Here is a 14,696-nt window from a genome sequence, read left to right as displayed (position 1 = left end):
GGCTGCACGCTGCTGCGGGCTCTCGCACGCGGTGCGGGCGCGGTCTGCCCGGAAACGCATATCGCCGGGGCCGCTCTTCGAACGCACCCGGGCCGTAAGGGGGGCCGCGGCGGAGGGGTTCCGCCCGTCCCGGGGGCGGATTGATGGGGGCGTTGCGGGCCCGGCTGCTCGGCGGGGTGGACTTGCGGGTCGACGGAGAGCCGCTTCCGCCGCTCGAGTCCGCGCGGGTCGAGTCGTTGCTGGCGTATCTGCTGCTCCACCGGGACGCGCCCCAGCTGCGGCAGCGGCTGGCGTTCCTGTTGTGGCCGGACTCGACGGACGCGCAGGCCCGCACCAATCTGCGCAAGGTCCTGCATCATCTGCGCCGCTCGCTGCCGGACATCGACCGCTTCATCGACATCGGGCCGCGGACGCTGAGGTGGCGGGAGGACGCGCCGCTGTGGCTGGACGTCGACCAGTTCGAGCGGGCGCTCGCCGGCGGGCGGCTCGAAGAGGCGGTGAACGTCTACGGCGGCGAACTGCTGGAGGGCGGCTACGACGAGTGGCTCGCCGACGAGCGCGAGCGGCTCGCGAGGCTGCACATGGAGGCGCTCGCGGAGCTCGCGCGCCGGCACGAGCGGGAGCGGCGCTGGACGGAGGCCGTCCGGTGCGCCGAGCGGCTGGTCGCCTGCGATCCGCTGCGGGAGGAGAGCCACCGGCTGCTGATCCGCCTGTGCCGTGCGGGCGGCGACCGGGTGCGGGCGCTGCGCGCGTTCCATGTCTGCGCCACGACCCTGGAGAGGGAGCTCGGCGTGGAGCCGTCCCCGGAGACGCGGGAGATGTACGAGGCGCTTCTCGCCGAGGCCGGTCCGATCGAGGAGGTCTCGCAGATCCGCGGCACTCCGTTCGTCGGACGGGCCGACGAGTGGGCCGAGCTGGCGGACCTGTGGCGGTCGGCGGCGGCCGGGCGCGCCCAGCTGGTGCTCGTCAGCGGCGAGGCGGGGGTCGGCAAGACCCGCCTGGTGGACGAGCTGCGCGTGCGCGTGAACGCGACCGCCGTGGAGGCGAGGGCCTATCCGGCCGAGGGGACGATCGCCTATGGCGTCGTGACGGCGTGGCTGCGAGCCCGGCCGGTGCGGAGGCTGGACCGCAGGCGGCTGACCGAACTGTCCCGGCTCCTCCCCGAGCTGGGCACCGAGGTGGCGCCGCCTGAGCCGCTGCCGGAGCCGGAGCTGCGCCGGCGCCTCTACGCGGCGATCGGCCGGGCGCTGTCACCGGCGGGCGCGCCGTTGCTGCTGATCGTGGACGACGCCCAGTGGTCGGACGCGCAGTCGCTCCGGCTGATCCACTACCTCGTCCGGGTGGCGCCGTCCGCCCGGCTGCTCGTCGCCGTCACCGCGCGCAGGGAGGATCTCGACGCCGGCCACCCGCTCGGCGCGCTGATCGAGTCGCTGCGGGCGCTGGAGCGGTTCACCGAGATCGAGCTCGGCCGGTTCGGCCGGGCGGAGACGGCGCTGCTCGCCGAACGCATCACGGGCACCCCGCTGGACGCGGAGGACCTGCGTCGCCTGTACGGCTACAGCGAGGGCAATCCGCTGTTCCTCGTGGAGGCGTTGCGGGCTGACGCCCCGGCGGACACCCCGAAGGTGCAGGCGCTCATCGCCGGCCGGCTGGCGCGGCTGTCGAAGCCGGCCGCGGAGCTCGCCGGCATCGCGGCGACGGTGGGCCGCGCGTTCACCGCGAACGTCGCGGCCGCGGCGAGCGGGCTCGACGAGCGGACGTTCGTCGCCGCGCTGGACGAGCTGTGGCGCCGCGGGATCATCCGCGCGCACGGTCCGAGCGCCTACGACTTCAGCCACGGCCGGATCCGGGACGCCGCCTACGCCGCGCTCGGCCCGCCCCGCCAGCGGCAGGTCCACCTCGCCGTCGCGCGGGCGCTGGAGGAGTGCGGCGGCGCGGCGGCGGCGCTCGCGCCGCACTACGAGAAGGCGGGCGCGACCGCCGAGGCGGTCCGCTGGTACGAACGGGCGGCGCGGGACGCGCAGTGGCTGCACGCGCACGCCGACGCGGCCCGGGCGCTGGAGCGGGCGGTGGCCCTCGCGGACGGGCTGCCCCCCGGCCCCGGCACGGCCGGAGTCCAGCTTCGGCTGCTGACGGCGCTGCCGGCGCCGCTCGTGGCGTGCGAGGGGTACGGGTCGGAGCGGATGGCGCGGGTGCACGCGAAGGCGCTGCGGCTCGCCGACCGGCTCGGCAGCGAGCCGGAGCCGCCGCTCGTGTGGTCGCTGGCGCTGGCCGCGCTGACCCGCGGCGAATGGGCGCCGGCGCACGACTTCGGCGAGCGGCTGCGGGTCCGCGCCGAACGCGACGGCGACGAGGTCCTGTGGGTCGAGGCCGACTACATCCGCGGCATCGCCGCCTACTGGGCCGGGGACCTGGAGGAGGCCCGCCTCCATTTCGCCGAGGCGATGCGGCGGTTCCGGCCCGCCCGGCGCCGGGCGCACGTGCTGCGCTACGGGCAGGACACGGAGCTGATCGTCCGGCTGCGGCTGGCCCACGCGCTGTGGCTCCTCGGGCGCGGTGCCGAGGCGGACCGTGAACGCGACGCCGCATTGGCGGCCGCGCAGGGGTCCACGCACGCCTACAGCCGGGCGGTCACCTGGCTGTGGGCGGCGATCGACGCCATGGACCGCCGGGACTCCGTGCAGTTCCGCCGCCATGTGCGGGGGCTGGAGGCCTATCTGGTCGACGACGCGCCACGCCATGTGCGGGTGCCCATGGAGCTGTTCGGCGGATATCTCGACGTGCTCGCCGGACGGACGTCCGCCGGCCTGGCGCGCCTCCGCCGTTCCCGCGACCAGGTCGTCCAGGGGGAGGCGCCCGCGCCGGGGCTGCCCGGCGTCGCGACCCGGCTGCTGCTGGAGGGCTATGCCCTGGCGGCGGAACCGGCCCCCGGGCTGGTCCTTGCGGACGAGGCCCTCGGGATGGGCCGCGGCGCCCGGCTGTGGGAGGCCGAGGTCCGGCGGCTGCGGGCGACGTTCCTCGCCGCGCTCGGCAAGCCGAACGGCGAGGTGGACGCGGAGCTGCGGCGGGCCCTGACCGCCGCGCGACGCCAGGGGCAGCGCGCGTTCGAGCAGCGGGTGCGCGGAACGCTCGCGGAGCGGATGCGGGGAACGCTCGCGGAACGGGCACTCCGCCACGATCGTGCCATCTGACGACCGAAGGAGGAGCAATGGGCATGATCGACCCGATGGACGCCCTGCGCGGCGGGTTCTCCGGCACGGTGCTCCTGCCCGCCCAGCCCGGATACGAGGAGGCGCGCAGCGTCTACAACGGGATGATCGACCGCCGTCCCGCGGTGATCGCCCGGTGCGCCGACGCGGCCGACGTGGCCGCGGCGGTCGACACCGCCCGCGACAACGGCCTCATCGTGGCGGTCCGCTGCGGAGGGCACGGCGTCGCCGGCCTCGCGACCTGCGACGACGGCATGCTGATCGACCTGGGCGGGCTGAAGACGATCACCGTCGATCCGGAGACCATGACGGCCCGGGCGGGCGGCGGCGTCCTGTGGGGCGAGTACGACGCGGCGACCCAGGCGTTCGGGCTGCACAGCCCCGGCGGGCGCGTGACCACGACGGGCATCGGAGGGTTCACCACCGGCGGCGGCTACGGCTGGTCGTCGTCCAAGTACGGGCTGGCCTGCGACAACCTCCTCTCCGCCGAGATGGTGCTCGCCGACGGGAGCATCGTCCGGGCGAGCGAGGACGAGCACGCCGAGCTGTTCTGGGGCATCCGGGGAGGCGGCGGGAACTTCGGCGTCGTCACCGAGTTCGAGTTCCGGCTGCGTCCGCTCGGCCCGACCGTTCTCGCCGGGCTGATGGCCTTCCCGGTCGAGCGCGCCGAGGAGGCGCTGCGCGGCTGGCGAGACTGCGCCGACGCCGCGCCCGACGAACTGTCCACCGCCTTCGCCGTCATCACGGCCCCGCCGGAGCCGTTCGTCCCGCCGGAGCTGGTCGGCAAGCCCGTGGCGGGCGTGCTCGCGCTCTACGTCGGCCGGCCGGAACGCGGTGAGGACGCGGTGCGGCCGCTGCGGGAACTGGGCCCGGCCATCGACCTCGTCGCGCCGATGCCCTACACCGACTTCCAGGCGATCATCGACCCGGCCTGTCCGCCCGGTCAGCGCAACTACTGGCGGGGCGAGTACATGCGTGAGCTGGGCGACGAGGCGATCGACGTCTACCTCGACCATGCCGTCGACCTGGCCGGACGCGGGGCGCCGCTCAGCCAGATGATCATCTTCCGGCTCGGGCAGGGCGTCGCGAAGGTGCCGGACGAGGCGACCGCCTTCTCCCACCGCGACGCCGGCTACCTCTTCCACCCGATCTCGGTGTGGTCGGACCCGGCCGACGACGCCGCCCTGATCGCCGCCAACCGCGCCTTCGCGGCGGCCATGCGCCCGTTCAGCACGGGTGCGTCCTACCTCAACTTCACGCTGGAGGGGGACCGCGTCCGCGACGCGTTCGGCGAGGAGAAGTACGCGCGCCTGGTCGCGCTCAAGGACACCTACGACCCGGCCAACCTGTTCCGGCTCAACCACAACATCCGGCCGACGCATCCGGCGGAGCCCGCCCTCGCCTAGCCACGGAGCCTAGCCACGGATGATCGGGAAGGGCTGGCCACCGGTTTGGGCAGGGTCTAGGCTGCCATGCCGAGTCTGACCGACCGGATCGTCCGGCAATGTGGCCTGTCGTCCGAGACCTCGGCCGCGTCCCGCCCGGGGCGGAAGGGCCGGATGGAGAGGAGACCCTCCGCATGATCTTCCTGGGGCTGATCGTCGCGCTCGCCGCCATGGTGGCCGGTGTCGCCGTGGTGCTGGACAACACGGGCTCGGCCCAGATGACCGTGTTCGGGAACGAGGTTCCGGGCCTCACCGCGGAGTGGCAGGTCTTCCTCGCCGGGTCCGTGGTCGCCATCGTCCTCATGGCGGGCGTGATGGTCGCGACGCTGGGCTTCCGGCGGTCGATGAACATGCGGCGGGAGCTGAGGGATCTGCGGGACGAGCACCAGGAGTCCCTGCAGACGCTGGAGATGGAGCGGCGGAAGCTGCAGCAGGCTCTGGCCCAGGCCCGCCGCGGGATGGGCGACCAGGCCTCGGTCCCCGCCCAGCGCGGGGTCCCCGGCTGACGGTGTCGCCCGGCCCGCCCGGCGACCGCCGCACGCGGTCATTCGGGCGCCTGGTCCAGGAGGACGGCCAGCAGGTCAAGGGCCCCGCGCTTGTCCAAGGGGTCGTTGCCGTTGCCGCATTTGGGGGACTGGATGCAGGACGGGCAGCCCGAGTCGCACTCACAGGACGCGATGGCGTCGCGGGTCGCGCGCAGCCAGGAGGCGGCGTCGGCGTAGCCGCGCTCGGCGAAGCCCGCGCCGCCCTCATGGCCGTCGTAGACGAACACGGTGAGGAGCCCGGTGTCGGGGTGGACGGCGGTGGAGACGCCGCCGATGTCCCAGCGGTCGCACGTGGCGAACAGGGGAAGCAGGCCGATCGAGGCGTGTTCGGCGGCGTGGGCGGCGCCCGCCAGGTCGAGGTCGTCCAGATGCGAGATCTGGGCGTCTGAGAGCGTCCACCACACGGCGCGCGTGCGCAGGGTGCGGGGCGGAAGGTCGAGCGGCTTCTCGCCGAGCATCTCCCCTGTCTGCAGGCGGCGCATCTGGTACGCGACCACCTGGCGGGTGACTTCGACTGTTCCGAAGCACAGCGTTGCCTCGCCCCAGGAGATCGAGCGGAGCCGTTCGACGATGCCGATGTCGGTCACGTCGCGGGCGGTCGTGGAGTAGTCGGGGTCGGCCGCTTCCACGAGCGCGACGGAGTCGTCCAGGTCGAGGGTCTGGACGATGAACGACTCACCTTGGTGGATGTAGACGGCGCCATCGTGGACGGTGGTGTGCGCGGAGGCTTCGTCCACGGTGCCGAGCAGGCGTCCGGTGGACAGCTCCACCACCTGGATGGGCGCTCCGCCCGCCCCTCGGATGTCGGCCAGGTCGGCGGCCCTGTCGCGGCGCGTCCAGTACCAGCCGGCGGGACGGCGTCGCAGGAACCCGCGGCGCACCAGATCGGGCAGCAGATCGGCGGTCGCGGGCCCGAACAGCGGGAGATCGTCCTCGGTGAGCGGCAGCTCGGACGCCGCCGCGCACAGGTGCGGTTCGAGGACGTACGGGTTGTCGGGGTCGAGCACGGTGGCCTCGACCGGCGTCCCGAAGATCGCTTCCGGATGGTGGACGAGGAACGTGTCGAGCGGGTCGTCGCGGGCCACCAGGACCGACAGGGCCGCCTGCCCGGAACGTCCGGCGCGTCCCGCCTGCTGCCACAGGGACGCACGGGTCCCCGGCCAGCCGCAGACCAGGACGGCGTCGAGGCCGGAGACGTCCACGCCGAGTTCCAGGGCGTTGGTGCTCGCCAACCCGACGATCGAACGCGAGCGCAGGGCGGCTTCCAGGGCGCGTCGTTCCTCGGGCAGATAACCGGCACGGTAGGCGGCCACTTGCTCGGTCAGTTCGGGCGCCGCCTCGTGCAGAGCGCGTTTGGCGCCGAGTGCCACAGACTCCGCACCCCGCCGGGACCGGACGAACGCAAGCGTCTGGACGCCCTCGACGACAAGGTCGGCCAGAAGGTCACCGGCCTCGGCGGTGGCGGTACGGCGAACGGGAGCGCCATGCTCACCGCGCAGTTCTGTCAGCGGCGGCTCCCACAGCGCGAACGTGGCGGGCCCGCGCGGCGAGGCATCGTCATCGACCGCGACGACGTCCAGCCCGGTGAGACGGGACGCGGCGACTGCGGGCGACGACGCGGTGGCCGAAGCCAGAATGAACGTGGGAGACGCGTGGTACCGCGCGCACAGCCGGCGCAGGCGCCGCAGCACGTGCGCGACGTGGGACCCGAAGACGCCTCGGTAGCCGTGGGCCTCGTCGACGACCACGTACCGGAGACGACGCAGGAACGACGACCAGCGGGCGTGACCGGGCAGGATCGACCGGTGCAGCATGTCGGGGTTGGTCAGCACGTAGTTGGCGTGCTGGCGGACCCACGTCCGCTCGTCCTGCGGCGTGTCGCCGTCGTAGGTCGCGGCGCGCACCCGCGTGAGGCGCAGGGAGCGGAGCGCGCGGAGCTGGTCGGCGGCCAGCGCCTTGGTCGGCGACAGGTAGAGGACCGTCCCCTCGCGGCGCGGATCGTCGTCCCCCGCGTAGATCGCCTCGACGCACGGCAGCAGGTAGGCCAGGGACTTGCCGGACGCGGTCCCTGTGGCGATGATCACAGAGCGTCCGGCGCGGGCGTGTTCGGCGGCGGCGGCCTGGTGTTCCCACGGGGCCTCGATGCCGGCCGCGGCGAGCCGCTCCAGCAGCAGCGGCGGCGACCAGTCCGGCCACCCGGTCCGGCGGCCCCGACGTGCGGGAACGCTCTCGACATGGGTGATGCGATCGCGCCGCGTGGGGTCGGCGAGCAGCCGGTCCAGGGGAGTTGAAGATCTTTGGGCGCCCATCAGGTTTTCAGTTTGCCAGCCGGGGCAAAACTACGGGAACGCCCCGGCGCCGGAGGGCTGATACCCCCTGCCCTGGCCATGAGATGAGCAGGTCAGACGGGACGGCGCGAACTTTCGCCCGGGTGGGCGAATACGTGCGTGCACGACGCCGGAGCGTGGTTGAATCACGGCGAAGTCTCGGTGCACGGCCGCCGCCCCGGCGGTTCAGATGCCGGGATCAGATAGTGCTGCACGGCGCGTGGAGGATCTGTGGACCTGAAGGTGAACGACTACACCACCGACGATGGCCTCACCGTCATCAACGTGGAGGGCGAGATCGACGTCTACACGGCGCCGAAGCTTCGCGAGAAGCTCATCGACCTGGTCAACAAGGGCAAGTTCCACCTGCTCGTGGACATGGAGAAGGTGGAGTTCCTCGACTCCACCGGGCTCGGCGTCCTCGTCGGCGGGCTGAAGCGGGTGCGCGCCCACGACGGCTCGCTGGAACTGGTGTGCACCCAGGAGCGCATCCTCAAGATCTTCCGGATCACGGGGCTGACCAAGGTCTTCGGCATCCACGACTCGATCGCCGAGGCCGAGGAGAAGCGCAAGGGCGCCAAGTAGGCGCCCGCGGCTGAGATGTCGACCGTTGAACTCTCCTTCAGCGCGCTGCCCGTCCACGTGCGGACCGCCCGGCTGATCGTGACCGCCGTCGCCCGTCGCAGCGGGGTCGCCGAGACCCTGCTGGACGAGGTCAGGCTCGCGGTCGGTGAGGCGTGCTCGCGGGCCGTGGAGGCGCATCGCCTGCACTGCCCGGACGAACCCGTCCACCTCGAACTGCGGGGCGCCGAGCGCCGCTTCGAGGTGACCGTCAGCGACACCGTCCCCGGTGACGACACGGCCGGGGGGCTCCCGGCGGCCCCGGACGCGGAGGACTTCGAGTACGGCCTCGGCGAGGGCACCGCCGAACTGGGTCTGGCCGTCATCGCCGGGCTCGCCGACGACGTGGAGATCGCCGCCACGCCGAAGGGGGTCCAGATACGGATGAGCTGGCCGGCCGAAGCCGAGGCGACCATCTGACGCGCACGTCCCTCACTCGCGGCCGAAGGCCCCGCCCACTCCGGGCGGGGCCTTCGGCGTGTCGCCCTGTTCGCGGGCGCGCGGTGGTCCCCTGCGGTGGGGCCGGTGGGACGGGTGGTGCCCGTGTTGTGAGATTCTCTGTTGATCATCGGTGTTCGATCCCGATTTGGGGCTGGACATATTCCGTGTTAATGCCTAGCTTGAATGTGGACGCCGGTGCTCGCGCCGATGCGTCATTAGGCCGTGCACCGGTCGGGCTAACCGTGAGGTAATAGACGACTCACCCGGGTTGACCTGGGTCGATGTCGCTTCGCCGGGCTAATAGGTCAAATTCCGGCGTATCGTCCGTTGCATTTCGGCGACATCTTCATCAAGGGCGTCGCGGCCTTAACAATCGACTTGCGCGTGCGTAGACTCCCGGCACCCGCGCTGCCGTGCGAGGCGTTCGAAATCATGACTCGCGGGGTACGCGGTAAAGATCGTCTTTTGTGGCGGTCGAGACGCATTGCCCCTGTCGAGGAGGACGGATGTCCGGGTTTTCCCTGTCAAGCCCGGCCAGCGCAGAAGTGGATCTCGGCGGCGGCGACCTTTCCCTGGTCGTCGTCGTAGCCGTGGTCGCGCTGCTCGCACTGGCCGTCGCCGCGGGTCTCGTCCGCGATGTCCTGGCCGCAGGCCAGGGCACCGCGAAGATGCAAGAGATCTCGCGAGCGGTACAGGTGGGCGCCAGCGCCTACCTGAAACGCCAGTTCCGAACGGTCGCGGTCTTCGTGGTCCTGATTCCGCTCGTTCTGCTGTTCCTGCCCGCCGACTCGACGAGTGAGCGGATCGGGCGGTCCGTCTTCTTCGTCATCGGGGCGCTCTTCTCCGCCGTCACCGGTTTCACCGGCATGTGGCTGGCCGTCCGGGGCAACGTCCGGGTCGCCGCCGCCGCCCGCGAAGAGGGCGGCGAGAAGACGGCGATGCGGATCGCCTTCCGCACCGGCGGCGTCGCGGGCATGTTCACCGTCGGCCTCGGCCTGTTCGGCGCCGCCGTCGTCGTCCTCGCCTACCAGGGCGACGCGCCGAAGGTCCTGGAGGGCTTCGGCTTCGGCGCCGCGCTGCTCGCCATGTTCATGCGTGTCGGCGGCGGCATCTTCACCAAGGCCGCCGACGTCGGCGCCGACCTCGTCGGCAAGGTCGAGCAGGGCATCCCCGAGGACGACCCGCGCAACGCGGCGACGATCGCCGACAACGTGGGCGACAACGTCGGCGACTGCGCCGGCATGGCCGCCGACCTGTTCGAGTCGTACGCGGTCACGCTCGTCGCGGCGCTGATCCTCGGCACCGCGGCGTTCGGCACCGAGGGCCTGGTGTTCCCGCTGATCGTGCCGATGATCGGCGTGGTCACCGCGGTGATCGGGATCTTCGCGGTGGCGCCCCGCTCCGGCGACCGCTCCGGGATGACCGCGATCAACCGGGGCTTCTTCATCTCCGCGGGGATCTCGGCGGTCCTCGTCGCGGTCGCCGCGTTCGTGTACCTGCCCTCGTCCTTCGCCGACCTGAACGGCGTCACCGACAAGGAGATCGCGGGCCTGGACGCCGACCCGCGCTGGGTGGCGCTCGGCGCCGTCATCATCGGCATCGTGCTGGCCAGCGTGATCCAGCTGCTCACCGGCTACTTCACCGAGACCAACCGCAGGCCGGTGAAGGAGGTCACCGGCAGCGCCCGGACGGGCCCCGCGACCGTCATCCTGTCCGGCATCTCGCTCGGCCTGGAGTCGGCCGTCTACACCGCGCTCGTGATCGGCGCCGCCGTGTACGGGGCGTTCCTGCTCGGCTTCGGCAACACCACCGTCGCGCTCTTCGCGGTGGCGATGGCAGGCACCGGGCTGCTCACCACCGTCGGCGTGATCGTCTCGATGGACACCTTCGGTCCGGTCTCCGACAACGCCCAGGGCATCGCCGAGATGTCCGGGGACGTCAAGGGCGAGGCCGCGGCCGTCCTGGAGCGGCTGGACGCGGTCGGCAACACCACCAAGGCGATCACCAAGGGCATCGCGATCGCGACCGCGGTGCTCGCCGCGACCGCGCTGTTCGGCTCGTTCCGGACGACGGTGATCGACGCGCTGGGCAAGGCCTCGCAGAGCGCCAAGGACGCGATCGGCGACGAATTCCTCAACTTCAACCTGTCGATCGCGAGCCCGAACGTGCTGATCGGGCTGATCGTCGGCGCGGCCGTGGTGTTCCTGTTCTCCGGTCTCGCGATCATGGCGGTCGGCCGCGCGGCGGGACGGGTCGTGGTGGAGGTGCGCGACCAGTTCCGCACCAAGCCCGGGATCATGGACTACACCGAGAAGCCCGACTACGACCGCGTCGTGGACATCTGCACCCGGGACGCGCAGCGCGAACTCGCCACCCCCGGGCTGCTGGCGATCATGACGCCGATCGCGGTCGGCTTCGCCCTCGGGTACGCGCCGCTCGGCGCCTACCTGGGCGGCGCCATCGCGGCGGGCGTGCTGATGGCGGTGTTCCTGTCCAACTCGGGCGGCGCCTGGGACAACGCCAAGAAGCTCGTCGAGGAGGGCCATCTCGGCGGCAAGGGCACCGAGGCGCACGAGGCGACCATCATCGGCGACACGGTCGGCGACCCGTTCAAGGACACCGCCGGCCCGGCGATCAACCCGCTGATCAAGGTTATGAACCTGGTCGCGCTGCTGGTCGCGCCCGCGGTGGTGACCTATGCGGACAACATCGCGCTGCGCGTCGGGGTGACCGTGCTGTCCGTCGGGGTCATCGTCGCGGCGATCCTGATCTCCAAGCGGCGCGCCGACCCGATCGGCGAGGCGCCGGCCCCGGCCGTCGAGAGCGGCACGCCGGACGCGGCGGCCGAGAGCGGCGAGGCCGAGGGAGTCGCCATCGAGAAGGAGGCACCCGAGGAGGGCGCACCCGAGCAGGCCAAAGTCGGCGCCGAAGGCGCTGCGGGGGGCGCGGGGGGTCGTCCCCCCTCGGACAGTACCGTCGGCGCCGAGGCCAACGGTGCCAAGGCCGAGTCCGGCAGTGAGGAGGAGTCGTCCGCCGGCAAGGCATGACAGTTCCGGCATGAGGGGCCGGTGGCGACGCGCCACCGGCCCCTCTCGCGTTTCCAGGGGTCCTGTCCCGACCTCGCGGGACCGGTCATACGCTGTACGTGGGCGCTGGGCCGGTCCAGCGCCCGTATCCAGGTGGGACGAACTCGGGAGGCGGCCGTGGCGAGCAGCGGCAGCGGCAGCGGCAAGCCGGCGATGTCGGGCGCCAAGGGCTTCGCGCTCGTGGTCGGCGGGATGTTCGGCGTCATGGCCGTGCTCTGGGGGATCGCCATCCTCGTGTCGCCCTGAGCGCCCTAAGGTCGACACCATGCCGACGCTCATCGTGCTCCGCCATGCCAAGGCCGTCGCCGGCCTCGGAATGCTCGACTTCGACCGCCCGCTCAACGACCGCGGGCGCCGGGACGCCACGGCCGCGGGTGAGTGGCTGCGCGCCAACCACCTCGTCCCCGACCACGTGCTGTGCTCCACAGCCGCGCGGACCAGGGAGACCCTCGCCCGGCTGGAGCTCGACACCGAGGTGAGCTTCGAAGGCGCCATCTACGACAACGAGCCCGAAGGGCTGCTCGCGCTCGTCGGCGAGGCGCCGGACGAGGCCGGGCGGCTCCTGCTCGTCGGGCACAACCCGTCCGTGCACCAGCTCGTCCACGACCTGACCGGGCAGGCCCCGGACGCCTTCCCCACCTGCGCCCTCGCCGTGATCGAGCTGCCGGGCGCCTGGACGGACGTCCGGCCGGGGCTCGGCACGCTCCGCACCGTCCACACCCCGAAGGACTGACCGGTCACGGACGCGGCTCGGCGGCCTCCAGCGACGCCTCGATGACCGTGCCGACGTCGCGGCGCAGCGCCCGGATCGTGTAGCGGGTGCCGGACACCTGGAGGAGGGCGTGCCGGAGCGGGGTGGGCTCGTCCCGGCCGACGCCCGCCTTGATCTCGGCGCGGCGCCGCCGGGTGAGCGTCGACAGGTGGGAGTCGAGGTCGGCGAGCTCCTCCTTGAGCTCCTCGGCGGGCGTGTCGGCCTCCGGGTCCCGCTCCCCGGGCTCCTCCAGCAGGCCCGCCGCCTCCTCCAGCTGGTCGGCGAGGCGGTCGAGGATCTCGGGGATCGGCCCGGTGTCCACGGCCTTCTCCCGGGACAGCTTCGCGGCCGCGATCAGATGGTCGCGGGTGCGGTGCGCGGCGGCCACGGACCGGCGCAGCTCGTCGATCAGCTCGATGTCGGGCAGCCGCTCCTGCCCGAGCCGGGTCCGGGTCTCGGCGACGGCCTCCGCCGCCCGCTCCGCCGCCACGATCCTGTCGTGCGGCAGCCGGACGCGTTCCCCGGACAGGACGTCCGCGGTCGTCCGGACGAGGCCGGCGTGCGTGCGCAGGAGCCGCTCCAGCTGGACGGGCAGGCGTTCGAGATGCCCGGCGGGCCACAGCAGCCGGACGGCGAGGAACGACATCAGCGCCCCGGCGAACGTCAGCCCGATCCGCTCGCCGGCGGTGCGCCAGTCGGCGGGGGTGGAGAAGTCGAGCAGCATCATCGCGAGCGGTGTCCCGAACAGCGCCCAGTAGGCGAAGTTCACCGACCGCATCGCGAACCCGGCGACCGCGAAACCGAAGACGATCAGCGCCACGACGGTCTGCCCCGGCGCGAGGGTGAGGATCACCGCGGCGACGGCGGACCCGGCCGCGGTGCCGCCGACGCGCTGGACGAGCCGCTCGACGGTCTCGCCGTAGGTGGCCCGCAGGCTGAGCACCGCGGTGATCGTCATCCAGTGCCCGTGCGAGAACCCGAGCGCGGCGGACAGCGCCATCGACACCGCCGCCGTCACGAACACCCGGGACGCCTGCCGGAACGTCGGGGAGCGCGTGCGGACGGCGCGGCGCAGCCGGTCCCAGACCGGCATCGGGTCCAGCGTGTCCGGCATCCGCGGCGGGGCGAGCCCGATGCGCAGCCCGCCCGCGACGACGCGGCGCGCGGACGCGACCTCGCCGGCGATGCGGTCGATGGAGCGGCGCACCTGGGCGAGCAGCGCGACCGCGACGAGGTCCTCGTCGCCGGCGAGCCCGGCCCGCCTGATCTGCTCGACGGTGCGTCCCATCCGCCGGACGGCGGCGGACTCCTCCCGCCCGAGCGGCGCCTCGCCGGCCGTCGCGATCGCCCCGGCCAGCAGCCGCAGCCGCGCGGCGAGCGCCGAGATCGCGGTCTGCGTGTCCAGCCGCCACTCGCGGTCCGGCGGATAGTTCTTCGCCGCCTCCAGGACGGCCTGGAGCGTCACCGTCTCGTGCAGGACGCGCCCGAGGGCGTCGATGAGCCGCTCGGGCCGCGTCGGGTCGCCGCGCCCGCGTCCGGTCCGGTACAGCGCGTAGGTGGCGCGGGCGGCCGTCAGCGACTCCGACGCCGCCCGCCGCCTGGCCTCCCAGTCGGGGATGCGGGTGACCGCCATCAGGTCGGGGTCCGCCAGCTCGACGGCGTCCAGCACCTCGGCGTCGTGCGCCCCCACGTCCTCCGCCACCGCGTCCAGCGCCTCGGCGACCGCGTCGGCGGACTCGCTCAGCGCCTCCCGCAGCGGACGCAGCCGGCGCGCGGGCCAGGGCGCGAGCAGCAGCCCGGCGGTGAGCAGCCCGCCGAGCAGCTCCAGCGTTCCGACGTGCAGGACGTCCGCGGACGGCGGCCGGACGGCGCTCAGCAGCACCGCCAGCCCCGCGGTCGACCCGATCCGCGGCACCGCGACCCCGAGCGCGACCAGCGGCGGCACCACGATCACGGTCGGCCACAGATGCCCGCTGAGCAGCCCGCCGACGCCCGCGCCGACCGCGACGATCACCACGCCGGCGGTGAGGTCCCGCGCCCGCGCCCCGTAGGGCCCCTCGGGCGCCCGCAGCGCGACGAGATAGGCCCCGAGCGCGATCATCGACCCCTGCGCCGCGTGCCCGCTCAACGCCCCCACGAGCATGGGAACGGTCATCGCGACGGCGGCGGCCACCCCGTAGAAGGGTGCGGCCTGCCCATGCACCTTGGCATAGGCCTCCCGCACCCGCTGAAGCATGATCTAGATCTACCCGAACGCCTCTTGAACCGGAA

General features: G+C 73.0%; 10 protein-coding genes. 8 read left to right on the top strand and 2 right to left on the bottom strand.

The window, feature by feature from the left end:
* Positions 1 to 143 precede the first annotated feature (143 nt).
* The 3 genes from ACQPZP_RS42860 to ACQPZP_RS42850 all read left to right on the top strand — a co-directional run bounded on the left by ACQPZP_RS42860 (position 144) and on the right by ACQPZP_RS42850 (position 5,160).
* Positions 144 to 3,191 (top strand): ATP-binding protein, encoded by a 3,048-nt coding sequence (locus ACQPZP_RS42860; protein ID WP_433475332.1) that lies wholly within the window; start codon positions 144 to 146, stop codon positions 3,189 to 3,191.
* 17 nt (positions 3,192 to 3,208) lie between these two features.
* Entirely contained in the window at positions 3,209 to 4,615 is a 1,407-nt protein-coding gene (locus tag ACQPZP_RS42855; RefSeq protein ID WP_433475331.1) for an FAD-binding oxidoreductase, read from the top strand.
* Positions 4,616 to 4,788: 173 nt separating this feature from the next.
* On the top strand, positions 4,789 to 5,160 hold the full coding sequence (locus tag ACQPZP_RS42850; protein WP_433475330.1) for a hypothetical protein: 372 nt from the start codon (positions 4,789 to 4,791) through the stop codon (positions 5,158 to 5,160).
* A gap of 38 nt (positions 5,161 to 5,198) precedes the next feature.
* Here the strand turns inward: ACQPZP_RS42850 and ACQPZP_RS42845 are convergent, their stop codons facing one another.
* Complete coding sequence (locus tag ACQPZP_RS42845; RefSeq protein WP_433475329.1) at positions 5,199 to 7,508, bottom strand: DEAD/DEAH box helicase; 2,310 nt, start codon at positions 7,506 to 7,508, stop codon at positions 5,199 to 5,201.
* Between the two features lie 249 nt (positions 7,509 to 7,757).
* On the opposite strand from ACQPZP_RS42845, the gene ACQPZP_RS42840 reads away from it, so the two are divergent.
* The 5 genes from ACQPZP_RS42840 to ACQPZP_RS42820 all read left to right on the top strand — a co-directional run bounded on the left by ACQPZP_RS42840 (position 7,758) and on the right by ACQPZP_RS42820 (position 12,407).
* A complete protein-coding gene (locus ACQPZP_RS42840) occupies positions 7,758 to 8,111 on the top strand; it encodes an STAS domain-containing protein (protein ID WP_021597910.1) in 354 nt (117 codons plus the stop codon).
* 15 nt (positions 8,112 to 8,126) lie between these two features.
* Positions 8,127 to 8,567, top strand: coding sequence for an ATP-binding protein (locus tag ACQPZP_RS42835; protein ID WP_433465237.1), 441 nt, complete (start codon positions 8,127 to 8,129; stop codon positions 8,565 to 8,567).
* 527 nt (positions 8,568 to 9,094) lie between these two features.
* Positions 9,095 to 11,635: a sodium-translocating pyrophosphatase gene (locus ACQPZP_RS42830; RefSeq protein ID WP_433475328.1), complete on the top strand. Its 2,541-nt coding sequence runs from the start codon at positions 9,095 to 9,097 to the stop codon at positions 11,633 to 11,635.
* 156 nt (positions 11,636 to 11,791) lie between these two features.
* The gene (locus ACQPZP_RS42825; protein ID WP_433475327.1) at positions 11,792 to 11,920 is read left to right on the top strand and encodes a hypothetical protein; all 129 of its coding nucleotides are present in this window, start codon (positions 11,792 to 11,794) and stop codon (positions 11,918 to 11,920) included.
* Between the two features lie 19 nt (positions 11,921 to 11,939).
* Positions 11,940 to 12,407 carry a SixA phosphatase family protein gene (locus tag ACQPZP_RS42820; RefSeq protein WP_433475326.1) on the top strand — a complete coding sequence of 156 codons (468 nt, stop codon included), beginning with the start codon at positions 11,940 to 11,942 and terminating at the stop codon, positions 12,405 to 12,407.
* Between the two features lie 4 nt (positions 12,408 to 12,411).
* Here the strand turns inward: ACQPZP_RS42820 and ACQPZP_RS42815 are convergent, their stop codons facing one another.
* Positions 12,412 to 14,661, bottom strand: coding sequence for an FUSC family protein (locus ACQPZP_RS42815; protein WP_433475325.1), 2,250 nt, complete (start codon positions 14,659 to 14,661; stop codon positions 12,412 to 12,414).
* Between the last annotated feature and the right edge of the window lie 35 nt (positions 14,662 to 14,696).

Source organism: Spirillospora sp. CA-142024 (assembly GCF_050942325.1).
Lineage (GTDB): Bacteria > Actinomycetota > Actinomycetes > Streptosporangiales > Streptosporangiaceae > Spirillospora.
Note: the sequence above shows the minus strand (reverse complement) of the source record. Positions and strands in the feature narration are given on the sequence as shown.

Bases quoted from the DNA above. Each gene is read 5' to 3' on its own strand.
- ACQPZP_RS42860 (WP_433475332.1), top strand. From the start codon at position 144: ATGGGGGCGTTGCGGGCCCGGCTGCTCGGCGGGGTGGACTTGCGGGTC.
- ACQPZP_RS42855 (WP_433475331.1), top strand. From the start codon at position 3,209: ATGGGCATGATCGACCCGATGGACGCCCTGCGCGGCGGGTTCTCCGGC.
- ACQPZP_RS42850 (WP_433475330.1), top strand. From the start codon at position 4,789: ATGATCTTCCTGGGGCTGATCGTCGCGCTCGCCGCCATGGTGGCCGGT.
- ACQPZP_RS42845 (WP_433475329.1), bottom strand. From the start codon at position 7,508: ATGGGCGCCCAAAGATCTTCAACTCCCCTGGACCGGCTGCTCGCCGAC.
- ACQPZP_RS42835 (WP_433465237.1), top strand. From the start codon at position 8,127: ATGTCGACCGTTGAACTCTCCTTCAGCGCGCTGCCCGTCCACGTGCGG.
- ACQPZP_RS42830 (WP_433475328.1), top strand. From the start codon at position 9,095: ATGTCCGGGTTTTCCCTGTCAAGCCCGGCCAGCGCAGAAGTGGATCTC.
- ACQPZP_RS42820 (WP_433475326.1), top strand. From the start codon at position 11,940: ATGCCGACGCTCATCGTGCTCCGCCATGCCAAGGCCGTCGCCGGCCTC.
- ACQPZP_RS42815 (WP_433475325.1), bottom strand. From the start codon at position 14,661: ATGCTTCAGCGGGTGCGGGAGGCCTATGCCAAGGTGCATGGGCAGGCC.